Source organism: Arthrobacter sp. 05N429 (assembly GCF_056397045.1).
Genome location: NZ_JBFTMQ010000001.1, coordinates 143,802 through 161,356 on the forward strand (window position 1 = coordinate 143,802; position 17,555 = coordinate 161,356).

15 protein-coding genes are annotated in these 17,555 nt (G+C 68.4%); 10 read left to right on the forward strand and 5 right to left on the reverse strand.

Annotation, left to right across the window (positions count from 1 at the left end; genetic code table 11):
* The first annotated feature begins 42 nt into the window (after positions 1 to 42).
* Positions 43 to 933: a UTP--glucose-1-phosphate uridylyltransferase GalU gene (galU, locus tag AC1DF4_RS00730; RefSeq protein ID WP_476911105.1), complete on the forward strand. Its 891-nt coding sequence runs from the start codon at positions 43 to 45 to the stop codon at positions 931 to 933.
* A gap of 16 nt (positions 934 to 949) precedes the next feature.
* Here the strand turns inward: galU and AC1DF4_RS00735 are convergent, their stop codons facing one another.
* On the reverse strand, positions 950 to 1,414 hold the full coding sequence (locus tag AC1DF4_RS00735) for an Lrp/AsnC family transcriptional regulator (protein ID WP_476911106.1): 465 nt from the start codon (positions 1,412 to 1,414) through the stop codon (positions 950 to 952).
* Between the two features lie 159 nt (positions 1,415 to 1,573).
* Here AC1DF4_RS00735 and pdhA point away from each other — a divergent pair, with 159 nt between their 5' ends.
* The 7 genes from pdhA (at position 1,574) to AC1DF4_RS00770 (ending at position 10,132) form a co-directional block, all read left to right on the forward strand.
* Complete coding sequence (gene pdhA / locus AC1DF4_RS00740; RefSeq protein ID WP_476911107.1) at positions 1,574 to 2,857, forward strand: pyruvate dehydrogenase (acetyl-transferring) E1 component subunit alpha; 1,284 nt, start codon at positions 1,574 to 1,576, stop codon at positions 2,855 to 2,857.
* Positions 2,854 to 3,966, forward strand: a complete 1,113-nt coding sequence (locus AC1DF4_RS00745) for an alpha-ketoacid dehydrogenase subunit beta (RefSeq protein ID WP_476911108.1) — start codon at positions 2,854 to 2,856, stop codon at positions 3,964 to 3,966. The genes pdhA and AC1DF4_RS00745 overlap by 4 nt, the downstream gene beginning before the upstream one ends.
* Positions 3,967 to 3,968: 2 nt before the next feature.
* Positions 3,969 to 5,570, forward strand: coding sequence for a dihydrolipoamide acetyltransferase family protein (locus tag AC1DF4_RS00750; RefSeq protein WP_476911109.1), 1,602 nt, complete (start codon positions 3,969 to 3,971; stop codon positions 5,568 to 5,570).
* A gap of 135 nt (positions 5,571 to 5,705) precedes the next feature.
* Positions 5,706 to 6,521, forward strand: a complete 816-nt coding sequence (locus tag AC1DF4_RS00755; protein WP_476911110.1) for an MBL fold metallo-hydrolase — start codon at positions 5,706 to 5,708, stop codon at positions 6,519 to 6,521.
* Positions 6,522 to 6,640: 119 nt separating this feature from the next.
* Positions 6,641 to 8,080, forward strand: coding sequence for a MinD/ParA family ATP-binding protein (locus tag AC1DF4_RS00760; protein WP_476911111.1), 1,440 nt, complete (start codon positions 6,641 to 6,643; stop codon positions 8,078 to 8,080).
* Positions 8,081 to 8,146: 66 nt separating this feature from the next.
* The gene (locus AC1DF4_RS00765; protein WP_476911112.1) at positions 8,147 to 8,881 is read left to right on the forward strand and encodes a GAF and ANTAR domain-containing protein; all 735 of its coding nucleotides are present in this window, start codon (positions 8,147 to 8,149) and stop codon (positions 8,879 to 8,881) included.
* A 36-nt stretch (positions 8,882 to 8,917) separates the two neighbouring features.
* Positions 8,918 to 10,132 (forward strand): MFS transporter, encoded by a 1,215-nt coding sequence (locus AC1DF4_RS00770; protein WP_476911113.1) that lies wholly within the window; start codon positions 8,918 to 8,920, stop codon positions 10,130 to 10,132.
* On the opposite strand, the gene AC1DF4_RS00775 is transcribed toward AC1DF4_RS00770, so the two are convergent.
* Both AC1DF4_RS00775 and AC1DF4_RS00780 read right to left on the reverse strand, forming a co-directional pair.
* Positions 10,126 to 11,358, reverse strand: coding sequence for an aminotransferase class I/II-fold pyridoxal phosphate-dependent enzyme (locus AC1DF4_RS00775; RefSeq protein ID WP_476911114.1), 1,233 nt, complete (start codon positions 11,356 to 11,358; stop codon positions 10,126 to 10,128). The two genes, AC1DF4_RS00770 and AC1DF4_RS00775, sit on opposite strands and share 7 nt — an antisense overlap.
* Before the next feature lie 115 nt (positions 11,359 to 11,473).
* Positions 11,474 to 12,448 carry a phosphatase PAP2 family protein gene (locus tag AC1DF4_RS00780; protein WP_476911115.1) on the reverse strand — a complete coding sequence of 325 codons (975 nt, stop codon included), beginning with the start codon at positions 12,446 to 12,448 and terminating at the stop codon, positions 11,474 to 11,476.
* Positions 12,449 to 12,522: 74 nt separating this feature from the next.
* Between AC1DF4_RS00780 and AC1DF4_RS00785 the strand changes: the two genes are divergently transcribed.
* A complete protein-coding gene (locus AC1DF4_RS00785; RefSeq protein ID WP_476911116.1) occupies positions 12,523 to 13,863 on the forward strand; it encodes a glycoside hydrolase family 32 protein in 1,341 nt (446 codons plus the stop codon).
* A 172-nt stretch (positions 13,864 to 14,035) separates the two neighbouring features.
* Entirely contained in the window at positions 14,036 to 14,971 is a 936-nt protein-coding gene (locus tag AC1DF4_RS00790) for an o-succinylbenzoate synthase (protein ID WP_476911611.1), read from the forward strand.
* A 56-nt stretch (positions 14,972 to 15,027) separates the two neighbouring features.
* On the opposite strand, the gene AC1DF4_RS00795 is transcribed toward AC1DF4_RS00790, so the two are convergent.
* Positions 15,028 to 15,825: a LamG domain-containing protein gene (locus AC1DF4_RS00795; RefSeq protein WP_476911612.1), complete on the reverse strand. Its 798-nt coding sequence runs from the start codon at positions 15,823 to 15,825 to the stop codon at positions 15,028 to 15,030.
* 853 nt (positions 15,826 to 16,678) lie between these two features.
* Positions 16,679 to 17,287: a hypothetical protein gene (locus tag AC1DF4_RS00800; protein ID WP_476911117.1), complete on the reverse strand. Its 609-nt coding sequence runs from the start codon at positions 17,285 to 17,287 to the stop codon at positions 16,679 to 16,681.
* Between the last annotated feature and the right edge of the window lie 268 nt (positions 17,288 to 17,555).

The window sequence follows — 17,555 nt, forward strand, 5'->3', positions numbered from 1 at the left end:
GAAGCCATTCTCATTTAGAAAATGCGCTTGTAAGGTTCGGTTATGACTTCGGGGAAAGCAGTAACAAAGGCTGTCATTCCGGCCGCGGGACTCGGGACACGCTTCCTGCCTGCCACCAAGGCGATGCCCAAGGAAATGCTGCCCGTGGTCGACCAGCCGGCCATCCAGTACGTTGTCGAGGAAGCTGTCCGCGCGGGCCTGACTGACCTGTTGATGATTACCGGCCGGCAAAAGCGCGCCCTCGAGGACCACTTTGACCGTGAGCCCAGCCTCGAACGCGCGCTGGAGCTCAAGGGCGACCTCGAAAAGCTCGAAGCCGTCCAGCACGCCTCCGCGCTGGGGCCCCTCTACTACGTCCGGCAGGGGGACGCGAAGGGATTGGGCCATGCTGTCCTGTGCGCCCGCCAGCACATCGGCGACGAGCCGTTCGCCGTCCTGCTCGGCGATGACCTGATCGACGAGCGCGACGAACTCCTGAGCATCATGATCGACGTGCAGGCGCGGACCGGCGGCTCGGTGGTTGCCCTGATCGAGGTGGATCCCGCCGAGATCAGCGCCTACGGCTGCGCCGATGTTTCGGCCGTCGACGGCGAAGGCCATGTGCGCGTCAACCGGCTCGTGGAAAAACCGTCCATGGCCAATGCCCCCTCAAACCTGGCCGTGATCGGCCGCTACGTGCTCCACCCGGCTGTCTTCGACGTGCTGGAGGAAACAGAGCCCGGCCGCGGCGGGGAAATCCAGCTCACGGATGCCCTGCAGACGCTGGCCGTCTCCGGCTGCGAAGGCGGCGGCGTGTACGGCGTGGTCTTCAACGGCCGCCGCTACGACACCGGCGACAAGCTGAGCTACCTGAAGGCGGTCATCTCGATCGCCTCCGAGCGGGTGGAATTCGGTGAGGAGCTCAAGGCCTGGATGAAGGCCTTCGTCAGTTAGCGCGCCGTCGGTGCCGCTACCGCGTGTCCAGGTCCTCAAACACCAGGAACGTCTGAGTGTCCAGCACGCCGGGCATGGACTGCAACTGGTCGAAGATCACCCGGCGCAGATCGATGTTGTCCACTGCACGCACCAACAGGATCACATCGAAGTCGCCGCCCACCAGCGCAATGTGGTGCACCTCCGGGATGGCCCGCAGCAGCTCCCGGAGCTCCCGCCAGGAATGCTGCCGGACCTTCAGGGTCACGTAGGCCGAGGACTTCAGGCCGGCCTTGATGGGATCCACCAGCGCCGTGAACTTAGTCAGCACCCCCTCGCCGGTCAGCCGGGCTATCCGCGTGTACGCATGGGCGCGCGAGATATGGACGTTCTCCGCGACCTGGGTGACGGACATCCGGCCGTCCCTGGTCAGTTCCGCAATGATGTTCCGGTCCACATCATCCAGCGGCACCGCCGCCGGTTCCGCCTCCGTCTCTGCCATTTGTCCACAACCTCCGCCGGTAATCCAGCTCACACTTACGATTTGTCTTCCAGAATAGGCCAATATTCTGGACTTCTCCACGATTCCCGCTGGAGCTGGATACGAAACATCGCCCCGCGCCATACTGGGAATGAATAGTGGCTACAGAAGGACGGACCAATGACGATCTCCGCAGACCACACTGCGCAGCAAGCGGGAGCCGACGACCAAGCGTCCAGCGCTGGCGCGCCCGGCTCAGCAGTTCCAGCAGGAGCCCCGGGAGACGCCGCAAACGAGGCGGTACGCAAGTTCGGGATCACTGTTGAGGACTACATGCTGCCGGCCCGGCACCAGATCCAAATGGTGGGCCCGGACGGCACCTTGAACCCCCACACCGAGCAGGGCACCCAGCCCGGCCACGAGTACGCCCTCCCCGGCGACGAGGAGCTGATGGCCGCGTACGAGCAGCTCGTGGTCGGACGTCGCGTCAACGACCAGAACTCCGCCCTGGTCCGGCAGGGCCGCATGGCCGTCTACCCGTCCAGCCACGGCCAGGAGGCCTGCCAGGTGGCCGCCGCCCTCTGCCTGTCCGACGGTGACTGGATATTCCCCACTTACCGCGACTCCGTGGCCGTGATGGCCCGCGGCGTTGATCCCGTCCAGACCATGACGCTCTTCCGCGGCGACTGGCACGGCGGCTATGACCCGGCCAAGCACAAGGTCGGCATCCAGTGCACCCCGCTGACCACCCAGCTGCTGCACGGCGTCGGCGTGGCCCACGCAGCGAAGCTCCGCGGCGAGGACACCGTCGTCCTGGCCATGTGCGGCGACGGCGCCACGAGCGAAGGGGACTTCCACGAGGCGCTCAACTTCGCCGCGGTGTTCCACCTGCCGGTCGTGTTCTTCGTCCAGAACAACCAGTACGCGATCTCCGTGCCGCTGGCGCACCAGTCCGTCGCGCCGTCCCTCGCGCACAAGGCCGTGGGCTACGGCATGGCCGGCGAACGCGTGGACGGCAACGACATCGTCGCCCTCCTGGCCGTGCTCGGCCGGGCCGTCAAGCTCGCCCGGGAAGGCTCCGGCCCCCTGCTGGTGGAGGCCCACACCTACCGGATGCAGGCGCACACCAACGCCGACGACGCCACCCGGTACCGCCAGGACAGCGAAGTCGCCGAATGGGTGGCCAAGGACCCGCTGAGCCGGATGAAGACCTACCTGACGGACCGCGGACTGCTCGACGACGAGCGCGCCGCCGGGATCGCCGAAAAGGCGGAGGCGGTTGCCACGCAGCTTCGCGAAGGCCTCAGCGAAGAGGTCCCGGTGGATCCGCAGGACCTCTTCAAATACGTCTTCTCCACCCCCACCCCACAGCTGAAGGAACAGTCCGCCTTGCTTGCCGACGAACTCGCCCGCGACGCCGCATCCACCTCAACCGCATCCAATGCAAAGGGGTCCGGCAAATGAGCCCCACCGTCACCACCTCGTCCGAAGTCAACGGCAACGTCAGTGCCGCGACCGCCCGGGCGGCCGCCAAAGCTGCTGTTGAAGCCGAAAAGACCGGTCCGCAGACCATCACCCTCGCCAAGGCCCTGAACACTGCCATGGCCGACGCCATGCACGCCGACGAGTCGGTCCTGGTCTTCGGCGAGGACGTCGGCATGCTCGGCGGTGTCTTCCGCATCACCGACGGCCTCACCAAGACCTTCGGGAAGAGCCGCTGCTTCGACACCCCGCTCGCCGAATCCGGCATCGTCGGCATGGCCGTCGGCATGGCCATGAACGGCATGCGCCCGGTCATCGAGATGCAGTTCGACGCCTTCGCCTACCCGGCCTTCGAACAGATCGTCAGCCACGTCGCCAAGATGCACAACCGCACCAAGGGCGCCGTGAAGCTGCCCATGGTCATCCGGGTCCCGTACGCCGGCGGCATCGGGGGAGTGGAGCACCACTGCGACTCCTCCGAGGCCTACTACGCCCACACCGCGGGCCTCAAGGTCTTCACCCCGGCCACCGTCGCCGACGGCTACCGGATGCTCCGCGAGGCCATCGACTCCGATGATCCCGTGATGTTCATGGAGCCCAAGAAGCTCTACTGGTCCAAGGACCAAGTGGACCTGGACGCCCTCCGCGCCGAACACGCGCAGAACACCGAGCGCGGCACGTCTTCCGAGGGCCGGGCCGCCGTCGCCCGCCCCGGCACCGACGCGACGCTGATCGCCTACGGGCCGTCCGTCCCGACGGCGCTCGCCGCCGCCGCAGCCGCCGCCGAGGAAGGCCGCTCGCTGGAAGTAATCGACGTCCGCTCCATCGTGCCGTTCGACGACGAGACGGTCTGCGCCTCGGTCCGCAAGACCGGCCGCGCCGTGGTCATCGCAGAGGCCCACGGCTTCGCGTCCGTGTCCTCCGAGATCGTGGCCCGGGTCCAGGAACGCTGTTTCCACCACCTGGCCGCGCCGATCCGCCGCGTCACCGGCTTCGACGTGCCGTACCCGGCGCCCAAGCTTGAGCACTACTACCTGCCCGGCGTGGACCGCATCCTCGACGCCGTTGACGACCTCCAGTGGGAAGACTGACCATGAGCGAACCGAAAGTATTCCTCCTCCCGGACCTGGGCGAAGGCCTCACCGAAGCAGAGCTCGTGAACTGGCTCGTGGCAGTGGGTGACGAGATCCGCGTAGACCAGCCGATTGCCGAGGTTGAGACCGCGAAGTCCATGGTCGAGGTGCCCTCCCCGTACGCCGGGACCGTGGCCGTGCTGCACGGCGAGCCCGGGCAGACGCTCGACGTCGGGAAGCCTTTGATTTCGGTGACTCCGGTTGGTGCCTTAGTCGGTGGCGGTGGGGCCGCCGCGGATGATGCCGCCCCCGCCCCTTCGCCGGACAGCATTCGTCCTGCGGACGATGCTGCCGGCTCCGACAGGCCCGATGCCACTCCCGGGGCGGCATCATCCGCGCCGGCCGGGTTCGCGGGCACGTCACCTTCCGCGGTAGCTGACTCGCCTGCCGCTTCTTCCTCGCCTGCTGCTGTTGCCGCTGAGGTTTACCGGGAGGAGGAGAAGGCCGGGTCCGGGAATGTCTTGATTGGGTATGGAACTCCTGGCGGGCATGGGGTTGCTCGGCGGACTCGGGCTCGTAAGGGGGCTGCCGGGACTGCGGTGGTTGAGCCGGTTGCTGGGGTGTCTGCTGCTGAGAAGGCTGCGGATGATCTGGTGCTGATGCGGACGCGGGTTCCCGGGAAGTTGGGGGCTGTTATTTCTCCGCTCGTTCGGCGGATGGCGCGGGACCATGGGGTTGATTTGGGGGAACTCCAGGGTTCGGGGGCCAGCGGGCTCATCATGCGGCGCGACGTTGAGGCTCATATCAAGCCCCCGGTCGTTGAGCGGCCGGCGCCGGCGCCGGAAGAAACCCTTGCTGCAGCGCCGGTTGCGGGCAGCGGCGACACCGACGCCCGCACCGGTCTGGGCGTTACCGGGCGGACCGCGGTCCGCGGCGTCCGGAAAGCCGTTGCGGCCAACATGACGCGCAGCCGCTCCGAGATCCCGGAAGCCACGGTGTGGGTGGATGTTGACGCCACCGCGCTCGTGGAGATGCGTGCCGCGCTGAAGAAAGCGGATCCGCACCACACGCCGGGTCTGCTGGCGTTCATTGCGCGGTTCGTCACCGCCGGGCTGAAGAAGTTCCCGGAGCTGAACACCCGGATCGTGACCACCGAGGACACCGCCGGCGGGGCGTCGCAGGAGATTGTGGCGTTCGACGGCGTCAACCTCGGCTTCGCGGCCCAGACCGAGCGTGGCCTGATGGTGCCGTCGGTGCGCAACGCGGACAAACTCAGCGCCCGCGAACTGGACGCCGAGATCCGGCGGCTCACCGCCGTCGTGCGCGAGGGCAAAGCGACCCCCGCAGAGCTCGGCAGCGGCACGTTCACGCTGAACAACTACGGGGTCTTCGGAGTAGACGGTTCCGCCGCCATCATCAACCACCCCGAGGTCGGGATCCTCGGCGTCGGGCGCATTATCGACAAGCCCTGGGTGGTCAACGGCGAACTGGCCGTACGCAAGGTCACGGAGCTGACCCTCACCTTCGACCACCGGGTGTGCGACGGCGGGACCGCCGGCGGCTTCCTGCGCTACGTCGCCGACGCGATCGAGAACCCCGGTTCGGTGCTCGCGGACCTGTGAACGCGGCCCGCCGCGCGGGCGGAAAGACCGCCCGCGCGGGGCCGGCTTCCAGCTTCCGGCCAGCTCCGGTGGGTACAATCGAGGGCAGAACATCGCACCAACGACGCCGGAACACCGCCGGAATACGGAGATTTAATGTCACGATGGCTCGAGGTTGGCCCGGACAACTACGTCCTGACCACCCAAAGTTCCCTGCTCAACACCGGCCTGGTTGTCGGCACCGAACGCGCCCTGGTGATCGACACCGGCAGCGGACCCCGGCAGGGTCGCGAGATCCTGGATGCGGTGCGGGAAAAGACGCAGTTGCCGCTCGTCGTCGTCAACACCCACGCCCACTACGACCACTTCTTCGGCAATGCGGTGTTCGCCGATGCCGGTGTGACCGAGTTCTGGGCGCATGAGAACTGTGCCGCGGAGATCGGCGAAAACGGCGACAGCCAGCGCCGCGCCGTCGGGGCCGATGAGCCAGAAATGGCGGCCGGCGAAGGCATCAACACCGACATTGTCGTCCCGAACGCGATCGTGAAGGACCAGCCGGTCCTCCTGGACCTCGGCGGCCAGGCCGTCACGTTTTTCTACCTCGGCCTCGGACACACCGACGGCGACCTCCTCGTGGGAACAGGCACCACACTCTACGCCGGCGATCTGGTGGAGCAGGGCTCCCACCCGTCCTTCGAGGATTCCTTTCCCGAGGAATGGGCCGACGCCCTCCGCCATCTCTCGGCCCTGCGGCACCGCTACGAATTCCTGGTTCCCGGCCACGGGGAACCGTGCAGCGACCAGTTCGTCAAGACCATGGCCAACACCATGACCACTGCGGTGCGGCAGGCCACCCAGGCGACCCGGGAAACCCCGGACGACGCCACCAAGGCCATCCCGATCCTGCCCTACGGGCCGGAGCAGTCCCGCTGGTTCATCAAGCGGCTGCAGGAGACCCGCGCGCACCACTGAGTCCGCGGGTTTGGGCTGTCGATGGTAAGGGGACTTGCGAATGCCCCTAGAATTGCAGTTTGGACCAATTCAAACGAGCACCGCAGCCGCCTGCGCTGTGAGTCCCAGGGGGGACCAATATGCCCGATCCGGTGGACAACAACACAGCTAACGCTGCCGCTGAGGCAGAACAACCCGAACTCCGGCGCCGGCGTGACCGCCGCCGCGGCGAGGACTCCGACGCCCGGACAGGAACCATGCCGATCACAACCTCCGACGCCGTCGACAACCCGGCGGCGCGTCCCCTGCGCCGCAACTCCTGGGCGGAAGCTGCCGAAGCGGCCGACGAACGAAACGCCGCCACGGGTGCCGTTCCCGTAATCCGGCAGGTCCCCGCCACGCCGGTGCCGCCTGCGGCTCCGCCCGCCTCCGCAGCCCAAGGCTTCGGCCCGGCAACTGACTTCGACGAGCAGGCCTTCGACGAAGAGGCGTTCGAGGACTTTGAGGCCGAGTCGCCCGCCTTCGAAGCGGCCGCGCCCCTGTCCCGCCGTTCCTCCGTGCCGGCGGCGCCTGAAAGCGCCCCCGCCGTGCCCGCGCCTCCGGCCCGGGCCACACGCTCCGCCAGCCGGGCCGCGGCGCTGACCTCCCCGGCTCCCGATTTCATCAGCTCTCCTGGCCTCTTTGTCCGCGAGCAGAAGCCCCGGCCGGTCGGGGGCCTCCGCGGCGCCCTCTATTCCCTGACCGGCGGCGGACTGAACCTGGGCCCGAGCGCCCGTCAGCGCGAAGAGGACGAACTGGCACGGCGCATCTCCCGCCAGCTCCAGGGCAGCTACAACACCGCCGTCCTGAGCCTCAAAGGCGGGATCGGCAAGACCTCCACGACGGTCGGCGTCGGGCTGACCCTCGCCGAGTTCCGCGGTGACCCGCCGTGCGCCATCGACGCGAACCCGGACTCCGGCGACCTCGTCGAGCGTGCCCTCGGCGAGGGCATCTACCAGCAGCAGACACCCCGCACCATCACCGACCTGCTGAAGAACATCGAGTCGATCGATTCCCTCACCGCCCTGGCCCGGTACATGCACCACGCCGGGCGGCTGCACCTGATCGCCGGGGAACAGGATCCCGAGGTCTCCGACTCCCTGACCGCAGAGGAGTACCTGCGGATCCGAAAGCTCATCTCCGCCTACTATTCGGTGGCGCTGACCGACTGCGGCACCGGCGTCACGCACAACGCCATGAAAGGCATCCTGCAGTCCGCGGACAACCTGATCATCGCGGCGGGCTACGCGGTCAGCGGCGCCAAGCGCGCCCGCAGCACCTTGCACTGGCTGGCTGGCCATGGCTACGAGGAACTCGCCCGGAACGCCATCGTGGTCATCACGGACAAGGACGAGGTGTCCTCACGCGTGGACAAGGACGCGATCGAGGACCACCTGTCCGGCATCTGCCGCCAGCTGATCGCCGTGCCGCACGACCGCGGCGTGGCCGACGGCGACCTGGTCACCCTCGACGTGCTCCGCCCGGAAACCCGGCGCGCCTACCGCGAGATCGCCGCCGCGATCGTCGACGGCTACGTCTAGGCGCGTGGGCCCGTGGCGCCGCAGGCGGAAGTTGTGCCCGGCCGGGGTCCGACCTACATTTTAGGAATGACCAACAACGCCGGGGACGACGCTGCACTGCAACTGCAGGACCTCCTGATGGGAACGGAGAACGTCGAGGACTTCCTCGGCCAACTCGCCGAGTTCTCCGCGGCCACACTCAGCCACGCCGCCGGCGCCGAGATCGAATGCGGCGTCACCCTGCAGCGCCGGAAAAAGACCATGACCGTGGCGGGGAGCAGCCCCCGGGCCATCATCCTGGACCGCATCGAGCAGAGCCTCGGTGACGGCCCGTGCATCGAAGCCTTGCGGACACGGTCCGTCGTCCTGCTCGCCGACGTCGATACCGATCCGCGCTGGCCGGACTACCAGGTGCAGCTCGCCGCGCATGGCGTCCGCAGCACCCTCGGCGTGCCGCTGGAAATCGGCGAGGACGCCGTCGCCGCCCTGAACTTCTTCGGCTCCGACACCGGGCTGTTCACCGAGGACATCATTGCCAACGCTTCCGGCTTTGCCGACCTCGCAGGCCGTTCCCTGCGCCTGGCCGTCCGGATCGGCACCGCGCAGTCCCGCGCCGAGGATCTCCAGGCCGCCATGGAACACCGCACCGCGATCGATCTGGCCTGCGGCGTCGTGATGGCCCAGAACCGCTGCTCCCAGGAGGAAGCCATGGGTATTCTCACCCGGGTTTCCAGCAACCGGAACCAGAAGCTCCGCGACGTCGCGGCCGAGGTGCTCCGCAACCTCACCGTGGGGGAAGTCCGCACGCACTTCGACGCCTGACGGCTCCGGCACTGCGCCGGCCCTAGGATGAAGGGGATGACCACCACCAGCCACGCCCCCTTCAGTCTCCGCAGCATCGCCGTCCCCGCCTTCGGCCCGGCACTGCTGTTCAGCATCGGCGAGGGCGCCATCCTGCCCGTGGTGGCACTGTCAGCACGTGACCTCGGCGCCTCGGTGGCCGTCGCCGCACTGATCGTCACCCTGATCGGGCTCGGCTCGTGGTTCTTCAACCTGCCCGCCTCACTCATCACGCTGAAGTTCGGCGAACGCTGGGCCATGGTCGGTGCAGCCGCCGCGAGCACCCTCGCCCTGGCCGCCGCCGCACTGTCCCCGCTGCTGCCCGAGGGGATCTGGCTGCTGGCCGCGGCCATGGTGGTTGTCGGCATGGCAGCGAGCGTCTTCAGCCTGGCCCGGCAGAAGTACCTGACCGAGGCCGTGCCGGTGATCATCAGGGCCCGGGCCCTGTCCACGCTCGGCGGCGTCAACCGGATCGGCATCTTCATCGGCCCCTTCATCGGCGCCGCGGTGATGCAGTTCTCCGGCATCACGGGCGCCTACTGGGTGGGCGTCGTCGCCATGGCCGCGGCTGCTGTCCTGTCGGTCACCATCCCGGACCTCGTGGCCAAGCCCGCGGCGGACGACGGCGTTGCCGTCCAGCAGGCGACGCTGCGCAGCGTCGCCGTCTCCCACGCCGGGGTCTTCCTGACCGTGGGCATGGGCGTGCTGCTGCTCAGTGCGCTGCGGGCGTCCCGGCAGGTGGTGATCCCGCTCTGGGCCGAGCACCTCGGGATGGACGCGACCCAGGCATCGCTGATCTACGGATTGTCCGGCGCCATCGACATGCTGGTCTTCTATCCGGCCGGCAAGTTGATGGACCGCAAGGGCCGGCAATGGGTGGCAATCCCGTCCACCCTCATCATGGGTACGGCCATGCTGCTGATCCCGCTCAGCGCCGGCTTCACGGGTCTGCTGCTCGCGGCGCTTCTGATCGGCTTTGGCAACGGGATCAGCTCGGGGCTGAACATGACGCTGGGCGCCGACTTCTCGCCCGACAACGGCCGCGGCCAGTTTCTGGGCATCTGGCGGTTCATGGCCGACGCCGGAGCCACCGGCGGACCGGTGCTGCTCTCAGGCGTGACCGCCGTCGTCTCGCTCGGCGCCGGAGTGGCCGCCACCGGAGTGCTGGGCTTCGCGGCTGCCGCGGTCTTCGCCGTCACGATCCCCAAGCTGAAGCACCGGCGCAATTACTGAAGGGCCGTGCCTCGCAAGTGCTGGATTGCAGCCGCAAACACCGGCAGAGCCCGCTGGATCATGTCCTCGGAGGCCGTGAGCGAGATCCGGAAATAGCCCGGCGTCTCGAAAAGGGTTCCCGGCAGCACAAAAACGTCCTGGTCCGCGAGAGCGGCGGTGAACTGCTCGTCGTCGTCGGCGGGAGTGCGGACGAAGAGGTAAAACGCACCCTCCGGCCGCGATACCTGATACCCCGCAGCGGTCAGCGCCGCCACCATCAGATCGCGTTTGCGCTGCAGCTGCCCGACGTCGATCGAGAACTCTTCCAGCCGCGGGAGCGCATACTGCAGCAGGGCGTTGGGGTAGATCCAGCCCATCGCCATCTGCAGGGCAGTCAACGCCTCACGCAGCGGGCCGCGGTCCGGCATGGTGGGCGGCAGCGCCAGGTAGCCGATGCGCTGCCCGGGCGCCAGATGCGTCTTGCCATAGGAGTAGGCCAGCAGCGTGTACGGATAGTATTCGGCGGGACTGTGGAACCGGGCGCCGTCGTAGACAATCCGGTTGTAGGGCTCATCGGAGAGCAGGTAGACCCGCCGCCCGTTGCTGCGCGAGGCCCCTTCCAGCATGTCCGCCAAGTCCTGCAGGAGCGAGGGCGGGTAGATCCGGCCGGTCGGGTTGTTGGGCGTGTTCACGATCACCACGCGGGTGCGCGGCGTGATGGCGGCCCCCAGCGCCGCCAGGTCGACGTCGAACGTCTCGGGGTCGCAGCGGATCTTGACCGGCACCAGCCCGGCCTCGATTGTGAGGGGTTCGTAGAAGAACCAGGGCGGCAGGGTGAAGATGACCTCGTCACCGGGGTCGGCGACGGCCTTGAGCGCCAGCGGAATCGCGGTGAAGCCGCCCGTGGTGAGGTGGATGTCCGCCGGTTCGAAGGGCATCCCGAGCAGGCGCTGCAGGGACGCCGCCGCCGCGGCCTGCGCCTCCGGCTCGTTGGTCTTGTAGGCAAACCACCGCTCGTTCCGTGGCGTCAGCGAGTCCGCCAAGGCCTCGACATAGGCGGCTTGCGGCATCTCGTGCGGGTTGCCGAGGGCGAAGTCACAGATCCCCGGTTCGTGCTGGCGCCGGGCGTAGACGGAGTCCCGGAGGAAGGTGTTGATCCGCTGTTGCGACGGGACGGAGGCGAGGGTGGCGGCGCGCCGTGAAACGCCCGGTGAAACGTTCTGTGGAACCGGAGAATCAGTGCTCATGAAAGTCCCTCGCGACGTGGAAGCTTGGCAGTGGACGAGTGGGCCAGTGCGCTGCTGAGCCAGTGGCTATGCGGGACTCATTCTGGCCCCCGGAGGGCCCGATGTAAACGGCCGGTCAGCGGCGGGGCGCGGGCCGCTGTCGTGCCGCATGCCCGAACAGCCACACGCCGGTGACCGTGGCGAGGTAGCCCGCGATAACGATCAGCGCGGTTCCGGCCCAGAAGTAGTGCGTGGTGTTGTTCTCCAGACCGGTTCCTGCGGCGACGCTCAGCAGGGAAAAGGCGGCAACCGCGGCCGCGACGAGACCCGCCATGGCAGGAAGCGCCAGCCACAGCCGCGACGATGCCCAATGATGTCCGTAGCCGTCCCAGACGTTCCAGCCCGGCCCCTTGCGAATGATCACCCAGCCCGCCGGGAGCATGAAAACCGCCACCACCAGGAAGGCCGCGACGACGTCGGCGGGTCGGTGCCACTGGTTGATCAGCGTGGACACCCCGGTGGCGACGGCGAAGCTGCCGCCCAGGAAACCAACGAGGGGCCGCCATCGCGGGGAGACCATCAGGAACACCGCGGCCGCTGCGGACGCGGCCAGGGTGGTGTGCCCGGAAGGCAGTGAGTTCAGTTCCAGGGTTTCGACCCCGCGGTAGGGCCGGACGGGAACGATGTCCTTCAGGATTTGGGTGGCCACGTTGGCGCCCACGCAGGCCGCCACTGCAATCCCGGCGGCCGCCCAACGCCGCCGCATCACGGTCACGAAGAGAACCACCACCGTGGCGATCAGCAGGGACAGCGCGGGCAGCCAGTCGAGGAGCTCGTTCGCGGCCTTGCCGGCGGTGCCGTGGATTTCCACCGCCTCCACGAGGGCTGATTCGTCGATGAACTGGCCGGTGGTGGTGCGGACGAAGAAATAGTAGGTCGCGGCGAGCGCGGCCATGCTGCCGAGGGTGGCCAGAAAGAACAGGAATCCGGCTCCCCGTCCGGGATTGCCGGCCGCGTGGTTCGCGGCGGGGCCGTTCGGGGCAGGCTTGGACGGCGGCGGCGGGTAGTCCGAAGCCGTGTGCCTGCTGGTGTGATCCTGCCGAAAACTCATCCGTATCAGGTTCCCACAGAACTCTGCGAATTTTCTGAGGGTGCCCGCCGTGCGGCGCGGGTAGTGTTTTGGCCATGGACACCGCGGCGCAGCATCCGGACCCGGCCTTTCCCCAGTTCCATCCGAGGCCCGCGCGGGGCTGGATCAACGATCCCAATGGCCTGGGCTACGCGGACGGCCGCTTTCACGTGTTCTTCCAGTACAACCCGGATTCGGCGCGGCACCAGGGCATTTGCTGGGGACACCTGAGTTCCCCGGACCTGGTCCACTGGGACGAGGAACCGGTAGCGCTCCGTCCCCAGCCCGGTGGACCGGACGCGCTCGGCTGCTGGTCGGGCGTCGTGACCGACGACGGCGGCGTCCCCACGGCGGCGTATTCCGGGGTCGACGCAGTGGGGGGCCATTCCCGCGTGGTCCTGGCCCGGGCGGACAAGGGCCTGCGTACCTGGACCCAGGATGGGCACATTGCCGCGGAGATACCCCCGGACCCGCAGGTCACCGCCGTCCGCGACCCCTTTCTCTTCAGCTTCCAGGGCCGCCGCTTCGCGCTCCAGGGTGCCGGGCTGGCCTCCGGCCACGCGGCCGTGTTGCTGTACACCGTCGACGACCTCCGCGACTGGAGGTACGAGGGGATCTGGGTCAGCACCGAGGACCCGCTCGCTGCCAGGCACCTGCCCGCGGAGATCTGGGAGTGCCCGCAGCTGGTCCGGGTCCCGGATTCGTCCGGGGCGGACACCTGGCTCCTGATGGCCTCGCTGTGGCTCGGGACCGACCACCACGACCACCCCAACGGCGTCGGCTACCTCCTCGGCTCGCTCGCCCCGGACGCCGCCGGGCTGCCGGTGTTCCGTCCGGCGTCGGGCGGGAGGGCCGACCTGGGCCGGGAGTTCTACGCCCCGCAGATTCTCGCCCTGCCGGACCGGGCGCTGCTGTGGGGGTGGTCCGGAGAGGCGGAAGGCCGTGAGGGCCGTCCCGGGCGCAGCCAGGAAGAAATCGACGACGCCGGCTGGGCCGGGGTCCTGACTTTCCCCCGCCAGCTCTCCGTCCACGGCGGCGTCCTCGCCGTCGAACCCGCGGCCGAGCTCCGTGCATACCGTGGCGCACGCCTCCACCGCGGTGCCGCGGGCACCCTGAGGCTGCCGGCCGGGACGGAGGTCCGGGTGGTCGGGGGAGAGGGTGCAATCCGGCTGGTCCTCGCGTCGGCAGGGCAGCGGCGGACCATTCTCGCGGACACGGTCGCCGGCGGCGACGAACTCAGGATCTTCGTTGATGCCTCGCTGGTGGAGGTCTACCGCCACGGCTCGGTGCCCACCACCCTGCGTGCCTACCCCGGCCCGGGTGAGGAATGGCAGCTGGAACTGCCGCACGGCGCCGCGGCGGACGTCTGGGAACTCCGGCACCCGTCGCGTCCCTAGCGCCCGGTGGCGCCCCGGCCTCCCCGCGCCGGGCCACCGGTACAGTGAAGCCATGCCCGCCCACTCGGTCCCGCCGTCGCCGGACGTTCCGCACAACCCTGCCCCGGCACTGGCAGGGCAGCTCCCCGGACTGGAGGAGCTCCTCGACGTTGCCCGGGTGGTGAGCCTGCCGATGCGGGTGAAGTTCCGGGGCATCACCGAACGCGAAGCACTGCTCCTCCCCGGACCGCAGGGCTGGGGCGAGTTCTGCCCCTTCCCCGAGTACGGCGATGTCGAAGCCGCCCGCTGGCTCGCCGCAGCCGTCGAAGCCGGGTGGCAGGGCTTCCCGGCCCCACTGCGTACGGTGATTCCCGTCAATGCCACGGTCCCCGCAGTCGCTGCGGGCCGGGTGCCGGAAATCCTGGCCCGCTTCGGGCGGGTCGACGCCGTCAAGATCAAAGTCGCCGAGCCGGGTCAGTCGCTTGAGGACGACGCGGCGCGGGTTGCCGCGGTCCGCGAAGCGCTCCCCGACGCCGCGATCCGCGTCGACGCGAACGGGGGCTGGGACGTGCCGGCCGCCGTCGCGGCACTGACGCGGCTGGCCGGCGTCGGGCTGGAATACGCCGAGCAGCCGGTCCCGGACATCGCCGGCCTCGCCGAGGTCCGCCGCCGGCTGCGCGCCGCCGGGATCCCGGTGCTGATCGCCGCGGACGAGAGCGTGCGCAAGGAGGACGACCCGCTCAAGGTGGCCCGCGCCGGTGCGGCGGACCTGATCGTCGTGAAGGTGGCCCCTCTGGGGGGAGTGCGGCGCGCCCTCGACATCGTGGCGCAGGCCGGGCTCCCCGCCGTCGTCAGCTCGGCTCTGGACACGTCCGTGGGGATCGGCGCCGGGCTGGCGCTCGCCGCGGCCCTGCCCGAACTTCCGTACGCCTGCGGGCTGGGGACCGTGTCCCTGCTCGGCGCGGACGTGACCCGGGATTCCCTGGTCCCCGACGACGGCGCCATCCGCCTGCGCCACGTCGCCGTCGATCCCGGGCTGCTGTCCCGCTACGCCGCGTCCCCGGAACGCCGGGACTGGTGGCTGGACCGACTGCGCCGCGTCCATGCGGTGCTGGCCGCCCGCCCGTAGCATTCCCGCATATTTCGCCTCGGCAGAATCGGGTGTGTGGGGCGCGGTTTGCGGCGTCAGCGGCCGGCTGCGAAGTGGGCCTGCACCTGGGCCGGGGTGAGGGCAACCGGGTAGACAGCGGCGTTATCAACACTGCCGGTGAAGAGCGGGCTCGCGGGCGCCTGGGGCCAGTCCCTGTTTTTGTCGAAGTCCATGCTGTCAAAGCCGATGCGCCAGTAACCGTCGTAGGCCCGTTCCGCAACGAGGCCCTTGTCGGCAGCAACCGGCACGCCGTCCACGTACAGGACCGTCCCGGCCCCGGTCATGGTAGCTGTGGCGAGGTGCCACTTGCCGTCGTTGTAAGGGGACGGGCTCGTGATGCCGGCGGCCTTGAACTGTTCGCTGTTGCCGTTGCGGGTAGCGGCGCCGAAACCGATTCCGCCCTTGTCCGTCACATAGAGGTGCCGGTCCGAGCGCGTGGAGGCCCCGGCCTGTGCATTCCCGAATCCCAGCAGCCGTCCGCCAGGGGTGGTGCCCGGCATTGTCCTGAACCAGATGGCCACGCTGAACGTGTCGGGAGCGCTGACGAGGTGCGGGGTGCTGACGGAGCTGTCCGCGCCGCCGAGGTTTAGAGCTGGACTGTCGCCGGGGGCGCAGGATCCGGGGACGCGTGCGGCGTCTCCGAGCAGCGTTCCGTTCCGCCCGAACGCCGAGGCATCTGCTGCGACGGGCCCGGCGCCCTCGTTGAACGAGTAGAAAAAGGACGGGTTGTCCTGCACGGTTGGGGACAGGCACGGATAGCTGCTCAGCGCCGCAAAGCTGCTGTTCTGAGTGGGTGCGGCGGCTGAGAAGGCTGCGTGCGCCGGGGCGGCCATCAGCAGCTCAGGGGCAATGAGGACCGGCAACGCGGCCAAGCTCACCACGGCGCGGATGGCCCGGGTCCTGCGTGCGGCACGACGGAGCTGCCGGCGGGTGGCGGGGCGGGCGGTGGCGTGTGCAGTACGGGCGGTCTGGCGGGCGGTTCGGGTCTGGGGCAGGTGCTGCCGGCCGCGTGGCCCTCCGGCTCTGGCGGGCTCCTGGCCGCTGCGGGGAGTTGCGCTGGAACCGGAGGCCGCTGCCAGGGTCAGGGCTGAGACCGCGACGAACACCGCAGCGAGATTGCCCCAGTTCTTTTCGGCCATCCAAACAACGGGGAGGCCCACGAAGGGCACCCGCAGCACAGCAACACCGTGAACGGCCTCGGGCGTGACGGGGGATGAATCGTTGGACTGGTTCGCATCGCCGCGCAGGATAAGACCGCCGTCGGGGGCGTCCTCTACATAGCGGTGCAGGCGCAGCTTGCCGGCCTGGTCCGGGTCATCAACCAGCAGGACGTGGCCCAGGGCGGCCGTTCCGGTGGGGACCGGCCGGCTGATCACTACGTCGCCGGCAGAGATGCGTGGTTCCATGGATCCGGTCATTACCGTTGTGGGCGACCATCCCAAGGCGAAGGGGAGCATGGCCCACGCCAGCATTCCGAGAACGGCGAACAGGACGGCCCGGGCCGCCAGGGACACTCCGAGCCGCACGAGGCCAATGCTGGCGATCTGCGCGCCGCCGTCGTGAAGCTCCCCGGAGGTGCTGTTGCTGTTGCTGGTGCTGCCCGGGGTCCCGCCGAAGTTGCCACGGGACGCGCGGGCAGCATGGTGCCCGGACGTCGCGGGCTGTCGGCTCGGTCCGGGCATCGGCTTAGCTGTTCTGTGCTTCCCAGGTGAAGCCCATGGACGCGGTGCCATCCTGAGTGCTGTTCGGTGCCGCGTTGTTCAGCGTGTAGACAATTTTGTAGGTGCGAGTCTCCGGGCCAGTGCCACTCGGGGTCCAGGCTCCGACGCCGGCGGCGAAGGACTTCTTCGAGCCCAGCTTGGCGAGGGTGTCAGTGAAGATCACTCCTGCGGGCGTGAACCCCGTGCAGGAGCTGTCGCCGCCCGTGCCCTCGGTGATGACCAGATCGATGCTGGAACTGAGCTGTTTGGTGGTCTTCGCATCGGTTGCGTAGAGCTTCACAGTGGATGCCAGCGAACCGCTGGAGGTGACGGTGATGCACTTGGCACCGGTGGATCCGGGCTTCAGGTTCGCCGCGGTGAACATTGCAGTCCCGGCGCTTGCGCCGCTGGCGGCTTTGTTTGCGCCGCTGTCGAGCTTGACTGTACCTGCGGCCCAGTTGTTGGCGGAGCTCTGGGTGGTGGCGCTGAACGCGGAGTAGGAGGCCTGGGAAACGGCGACACCGCTCACCAGGAGTGCTGCGGGAACGACTGCCCATTTGGCCCAAGTGGCCGTGCGCGCTGAAAATTGTGCCATGAGGTGCTCCTGGTGATGAAGTGGGGCCCCCGCCCCGAATGAGACCTAGCACAGCCTCCCTGAGCGGAGTCTGCAGGATTGAAACTATACTCAATTGACTTGATAATCAAGCTAAAGGATTTTCATTCTAGTTTGTCTGCGTCTGAACCCCTGTTTTTAGGGATTTTCAAGTATTTAGCTTGAGAATGAAGTAGATCCGAAATGGATTGAAATCTGATTCATAGCGCGGCTGGCGGCGTGGCGCCTATGATGGATTGCCCGCAGTGGG

Coding starts and splice junctions, on each gene's coding strand:
- galU (WP_476911105.1), top strand. CDS start 43: ATGACTTCGGGGAAAGCAGTAACAAAGGCTGTCATTCCGGCCGCGGGA.
- AC1DF4_RS00735 (WP_476911106.1), bottom strand. CDS start 1,414: ATGGCAGAGACGGAGGCGGAACCGGCGGCGGTGCCGCTGGATGATGTG.
- pdhA (WP_476911107.1), top strand. CDS start 1,574: ATGACGATCTCCGCAGACCACACTGCGCAGCAAGCGGGAGCCGACGAC.
- AC1DF4_RS00745 (WP_476911108.1), top strand. CDS start 2,854: ATGAGCCCCACCGTCACCACCTCGTCCGAAGTCAACGGCAACGTCAGT.
- AC1DF4_RS00750 (WP_476911109.1), top strand. CDS start 3,969: ATGAGCGAACCGAAAGTATTCCTCCTCCCGGACCTGGGCGAAGGCCTC.
- AC1DF4_RS00755 (WP_476911110.1), top strand. CDS start 5,706: ATGTCACGATGGCTCGAGGTTGGCCCGGACAACTACGTCCTGACCACC.
- AC1DF4_RS00760 (WP_476911111.1), top strand. CDS start 6,641: ATGCCCGATCCGGTGGACAACAACACAGCTAACGCTGCCGCTGAGGCA.
- AC1DF4_RS00765 (WP_476911112.1), top strand. CDS start 8,147: ATGACCAACAACGCCGGGGACGACGCTGCACTGCAACTGCAGGACCTC.
- AC1DF4_RS00770 (WP_476911113.1), top strand. CDS start 8,918: ATGACCACCACCAGCCACGCCCCCTTCAGTCTCCGCAGCATCGCCGTC.
- AC1DF4_RS00775 (WP_476911114.1), bottom strand. CDS start 11,358: ATGAGCACTGATTCTCCGGTTCCACAGAACGTTTCACCGGGCGTTTCA.
- AC1DF4_RS00780 (WP_476911115.1), bottom strand. CDS start 12,448: ATGAGTTTTCGGCAGGATCACACCAGCAGGCACACGGCTTCGGACTAC.
- AC1DF4_RS00785 (WP_476911116.1), top strand. CDS start 12,523: ATGGACACCGCGGCGCAGCATCCGGACCCGGCCTTTCCCCAGTTCCAT.
- AC1DF4_RS00790 (WP_476911611.1), top strand. CDS start 14,036: ATGCGGGTGAAGTTCCGGGGCATCACCGAACGCGAAGCACTGCTCCTC.
- AC1DF4_RS00795 (WP_476911612.1), bottom strand. CDS start 15,825: ATGGCCGCCCCGGCGCACGCAGCCTTCTCAGCCGCCGCACCCACTCAG.
- AC1DF4_RS00800 (WP_476911117.1), bottom strand. CDS start 17,287: ATGGCACAATTTTCAGCGCGCACGGCCACTTGGGCCAAATGGGCAGTC.